Here is a 5,558-nt window from a genome sequence, read left to right on the forward strand (position 1 = left end):
TTCTGGCGGGGTGCTTCAGAGAATGAATTTAATTCTTGCTCTATACGCATGGGGTCGGAAATTTTGCCTACCCATCTCTGAAGGTTGAGTGCTTCAGAAAATGAATTAATTGTTGCTCTATACGCATGGGGTCGGAAATTTTCACTATCCATCTACTCTGGCGGAGTGCTTAACGGAATGAATTTAATTATTGCTCTATACGCATGGGGTCGGAAATTTTTACTATCCATCTACTCTGGCGGAGTGCTTAACGGAATGAATTTAATTATTGCTCTATACGCAATAGAAGGAAAATTTGACTATTCATCTCCTCTGGCTGGGTGCTTCAGAGAATGAATTTAATTATTGCTCTATACGCATGGGGTCGGAAATTTTCACTATTCATCTCCTCTGGCGGGGTGCTTCAGAGAATGAATTTAATTATTGCTCTATACGCATGGGGTCGGAAATTTTTACTATTCATCTCCTCTGGCGGGGTGCTTCAGAGAATGAATTTAATTATTGCTCTATACGCAATAGTATTGGTCAGCTTTTTTTTCTGAATCAATCATTTTTTCTTAGCAGTTTGGCATTGGTATTTAGAGACTACTGTTAATTTTTAACTGTTAACTGTTAACTGTTAACTTTTAACTTTTGACTTTATAATTCCACTCCTCGACCCTTTTGCGGAAATAAACCTGCTGGTTTAAGTTGTAAAAAAACAATAATTAAAACAAATATCATTACTTTTGCCATAGAAGTAGTTGCAAAGAAATTGAATAAGTCAGTCAAAGGTTTGAGACTTTCCGTATTTCCCAAAATTAAAGCGATAGTTCCTGAACCAATCAAATAATTAGTAATGCCAATCCCCATTGCAGCAATAACAGTACCAAATAAATTCCCTACTCCACCAACTACGACCACCATAAAAGCATCAACTATATAATTTTGTCCTGTATTCGGACCGACTGAACCTAATAAAGTAATTGCACAACCAGCAACTCCAGCTAATCCCGAACCCAAAGAAAACGTAATAGTATCAACCTGATTTGTTGGGATACCTAAACAAGCACTCATACTTCTATTTTGAGTAACAGCTTTAATTCTTAAACCCCAATTTGATTTATTCAAAAATAAGTAAATCAAGAGCAAACTTATGGCAGTTAAAATAATAATAAATATGCGAGAGTAAGGTAATTGAAACTCACCAATAGGTAATCCACCTTGTAACCAAACAGGAGCAGTAACATCAACATTTCTCGAACTAAACCAAGGTTTGATTAATTCAGAATTTTTGAATAAAAATCCGCAAGTAATGGAGATTGCTAAAGACAAAAAACAAATAATTGCTCTTCCTAAATTTTTAATTTTTTCCCAATCATAACGACGTTTTTTCAGGAAGTAAAGACTGCCAAAATAGAAGAGACAAAAGATTATTATGCCGATAATTAAAACTCCATTTACACTCCGGACAAATTGACGCAAAATCAGACTAACTCCCCAAGTTGCTAGTAGAGTTTCTAAAGGTCTGCCATAGAGAAAACGTATCACCCCTTTTTCTAAAATTAAACCAGCGATCGCTCCAACTATAAATGCAATAGGAATGGCGAAAAAAATATAAATATTAGCAATAGGTTCACCCATGCTATTACAAATATTTTGAACTACGAAAGTAGCATAAGCACCTAACATCATTAATTCTCCATGAGCTAAGTTAATTACTCCCATTAATCCAAAAATAATTGCCAATCCTAGAGCGACAATTAATAAAACTGAACCAATACTAATACCGTTAAATATAGCTATTAATAATTCTTGCATTCTACTAAGGAAGAAGGAGGAGGAATAGATAAGAAATTTACAGCAGTTTTTAGGTTAATTAACCACATAAAAAAACGATAACTCTGTAGGGACTTTGTATGCAAAGTCTCTACTTTATGTTCTAATCAAATGAAAAGCGCTTTCATTAATGGATAATGGATAATGGATAATTGATAATTACCTCTGGTTAAAACCGCGAGGGAATTGAATATAAGGAAATTTCCTAGCACTTTCTTTCCTCTTAAAAGGGGAGGCAAAGTAAGCTGAATAATTAATAATTAATAATTATTAATTATTCGGTAATATTATCATCACTTATACACCTCAACAAGAAACAGAGTTTATCCCCATAATCATCGTTTTTAAAACTACGAAACTTGGTTCATAAACCCCATTTATACGTTAGTACTAATAATCCTAAATGATTAGTCAAAAAACTGTAGGAGTTTGGTTTCCAAATCCCATTTTAGCTTGGGTTTGGATACAAGCTCCTACGATAAAATATTAAAATCTATTTAGGATTTCTATAATCATCAGCAAGGAATTTGTTGAGTTAAACTGATAACTGATAACTGTTAACTGACTTTATATTTACCACCTTTATTAGGGTCACTCCAGTCACAAGCAAACCCCTTAGTTGCTGGCACAAATTGATTCCAAGGTATAGGTTTAATAGCTCCTTCAGTAGACCAAACTATATTAAATAAACCATCATCACGAACTTGACCTATTCTCACAGTCTTAGAAATATGATGATTAGCATTCATAGTAACCAAACCTTCAGGAGCATCAAAAGTTTGTCCGATAGCCGCCATTCTTACTGCTTCTAAATCATCAACCGTACCAGCCTTTTCTACTGCTTGTTTCCAAAGATAAACCATAATATAAGCAGCTTCCATCGGGTCATTTGTTACTCGGTCTGCACCATATTTTGCTTTAAAACTTTCCACCCATTTTTTATTAGCTTCTGTCTCAACAGTTTGGAAATAATTCCAAGCAGCATAATGACCAACAAGAAACTCTTTGCCAATTTGTCTAACTTCTTCCTCAGCAATACTCACCGACATAACTGGATATTGTTCCGGAGTAATACCAGCACCTTTCAACTGTTTAAAAAAGGCAACATTACTATCACCATTAAGACTATTAAAAATCACTCCACCATTAGGTAAAGCTTGTTTAATCTTAGTAATAATTGGAGTAACTTCTGTATTTCCTAAAGGCAGATAATCTTCACCAACAGTAGTACCACCTTTAGCCTTTAACTGCTCCTTAATAATCGTATTTGCAGTGCGAGGAAAAACATAATCAGAACCAACTAAGAAAAATTCCTTTCCCTTATTTTCCAACAACCAATTTACAGCAGGTTCAATTTGTTGGTTAGGAGCAGCACCCGTATAAAAAATATTTTTAGAACATTCTTGACCTTCATATTGCACCGGATACCAAAGCATATGATTTTTAGATTCAAAAACAGGCAAAACAGACTTCCGAGAAGCAGAAGTCCAACAACCAAAAACAGTAACTACCTGGTCTTGCTCAATAAGTTTATTTGCCTTTTCCGCAAAAGTAGGCCAGTCAGAAGCACCATCCTCTACAACCGCCTCTATTTGCTTACCTAATACACCACCAGCAGCATTTATTTCCTCAATAGCTAACTTTTCCGCTTCAACTACCGTAGTTTCACTAATTGCCATTGTACCACTGAGGGAATGGAGAATACCTACTTTAATTTTGTCATTTCCGTCAGATGTAGTATTATTAGCACCACCACAAGCTTTGAGAAAAATACTTGTACCTAGAGCAGCCGAACTATAAATTAAAAATTTCCTGCGTTCTAACCCTTTACCCATGAAAAAAGCACTCTACTATGATTAATGTCAAACTTAACTTTACTATAATTAAACATCTGGAGAAAAAGATATAGAGTTTTTGTCAGAGTAGGCAACAAGTAACAGGGAAGATATTTTTAGGAAAAAGGTAGAAAAAATATTAGTGACTTTGACTTATAATTCTATGCAACGGTTTAAATAAAATTACTTATTTTGTGGAATAGATGCCAATGATGGAGACGTGGCGTTATCTTACGGATTTCATTGCTTTGAGCATTAATTTTTGGGATATTGTATATCTTCGTTCTTCTGTAAATTCTTAATTATGTTATTATTGCGAGTAAGTGAAGTATAATTTCCCCCCTCTAGTACAAACCAATTAAAGTTAGCGATCGCTAACTTGCCAGACTATATATTCTTTTACCGCTCAACTAAACTTACTCAAACTTACTCAAAACCCTGAAAGCTTTAATTGTTCCTAGTGGATCGACCACTACAGGGTTAAACGGCAAACCCTTTATTCCTTCTCATAACTTTTTGATAGTATGAATTTGACTTGAAGTTTGAGGAATTTTCGATTATGAATAAAAACAAAATAATAATTGCCTGTTTATCAATAATTATATTAATTTCACTACGGCTTAACTTCCTCTTTTTTAACAGAAGCAGAAATTTTTATTTACAATTAAATTCCTTGCTATTAAACCCACTTGCCATCAATTATTATCCCCTCGATTCTAATCCTGAAGAGACTGGAAATTCCCAACAAAAAAATATAATTTTTTTTGGAGACTCTCGCGCTCGTGCTTGGAATTCACCTGAAGGTTTTGATGATTTTAATTTTATTAATCGGGGTATTTCTGGTCAAACTACAGGGCAAGTTTTAGGAAGATTAAATCGACATATTCAACCTTTGTCTCCAGATATTGTAATAGTTCAAGTTGGTGTCAATGATTTATACAGAATACCCATATTTCCTGAAAATCAAGAGAGAATTATTTCTGAGTGTAAATCAAATATCAAAGAAATTGTAAATCAGTCTCGTCAGCTTGGTGCTGTTGTGATTCTGACAACTATTTTTCCCCTTGCAGAAGTACCTTTTGAGAACAAAATTTTTTGGTCGCCAGATATAGTAGTTACAGGAATTAAGGAAGTAAATGATTTTATTTATTCATTGGAAAACAAAGACGTAATAATTTTTGATACAGGAGATATTTTAGTAAATCAACAAGGAAAAGTTAGGGAAGAATATAGTAGAGATTTTATTCATCTTAATCGGGCAGGATATAAGGTATTGAATGAAAAATTAATGCCTATTTTACAAGGGTTATAAAAATAATTTATCATTGCGAGTGGCTGGAAAAAAATGACTATACATTTTTCGGAAAAATCTCAGCTTCTACTACTCCTTAATACAGAAAATCTGCCACACATTGAGCAATTATAATTAAATACTCATAATCAGTAGACTCGGCAAATATATCTGTTTGTCAGACGAGTTGATAATTTTGAATATTTGCCCACCATATGAGATTTTTTGATTAAGTATTAGCCTCAATTATCCCTTTTGGTTCAAGAGCGATCGCCTGCAATTATTTCAACATTTTTTGATTAGCTAACTGCCATAAACTTCATTTATTTACTTCTAATAATTTTTCTGCGATATTCCCCAATGCCCAAGGATTTTTTCCTTGAATAAATGACTGTACATTTTTCGGAAAAATCTCAGCTTCTACTACTCCTTAATACAGAAAATCTGCCACACATTGAGCAATTATAATTAAATACTCATAATCAGTAGACTCGGCAAATATAGTTATTTTAAATAAGAATTAGATACTATTTAGCACAATAATTACAAATAATTTCATCAACAGATGTGTTGATAGGAGAATACATTCTAGCTCTCTTTAATGCACTAAAATA

At 33.6% G+C, this 5,558-nt stretch carries 4 protein-coding genes; 2 read left to right on the forward strand and 2 right to left on the reverse strand.

Going from position 1 to position 5,558, the window contains the following annotated elements:
- The first annotated feature begins 295 nt into the window (after positions 1 to 295).
- Positions 296 to 595 carry a hypothetical protein gene (locus tag F6K22_RS29875; RefSeq protein WP_293106544.1) on the forward strand — a complete coding sequence of 100 codons (300 nt, stop codon included), beginning with the start codon at positions 296 to 298 and terminating at the stop codon, positions 593 to 595.
- 44 nt (positions 596 to 639) lie between these two features.
- Here F6K22_RS29875 and F6K22_RS29880 read toward each other — a convergent pair whose 3' ends face one another.
- Both F6K22_RS29880 and urtA read right to left on the reverse strand, forming a co-directional pair.
- Positions 640 to 1,800, reverse strand: coding sequence for an ABC transporter permease subunit (locus F6K22_RS29880; RefSeq protein WP_293106546.1), 1,161 nt, complete (start codon positions 1,798 to 1,800; stop codon positions 640 to 642).
- Between the two features lie 575 nt (positions 1,801 to 2,375).
- Positions 2,376 to 3,653, reverse strand: a complete 1,278-nt coding sequence (urtA, locus tag F6K22_RS29885; protein WP_293106549.1) for an urea ABC transporter substrate-binding protein — start codon at positions 3,651 to 3,653, stop codon at positions 2,376 to 2,378.
- Between the two features lie 673 nt (positions 3,654 to 4,326).
- Between urtA and F6K22_RS29890 the strand changes: the two genes are divergently transcribed.
- Entirely contained in the window at positions 4,327 to 4,965 is a 639-nt protein-coding gene (locus F6K22_RS29890; RefSeq protein ID WP_293106552.1) for an SGNH/GDSL hydrolase family protein, read from the forward strand.
- Positions 4,966 to 5,558 lie beyond the last annotated feature (593 nt).

It is taken from the genome of Okeania sp. SIO2F4 (assembly GCF_010672385.1).
Lineage (GTDB): Bacteria > Cyanobacteriota > Cyanobacteriia > Cyanobacteriales > Microcoleaceae > Trichodesmium.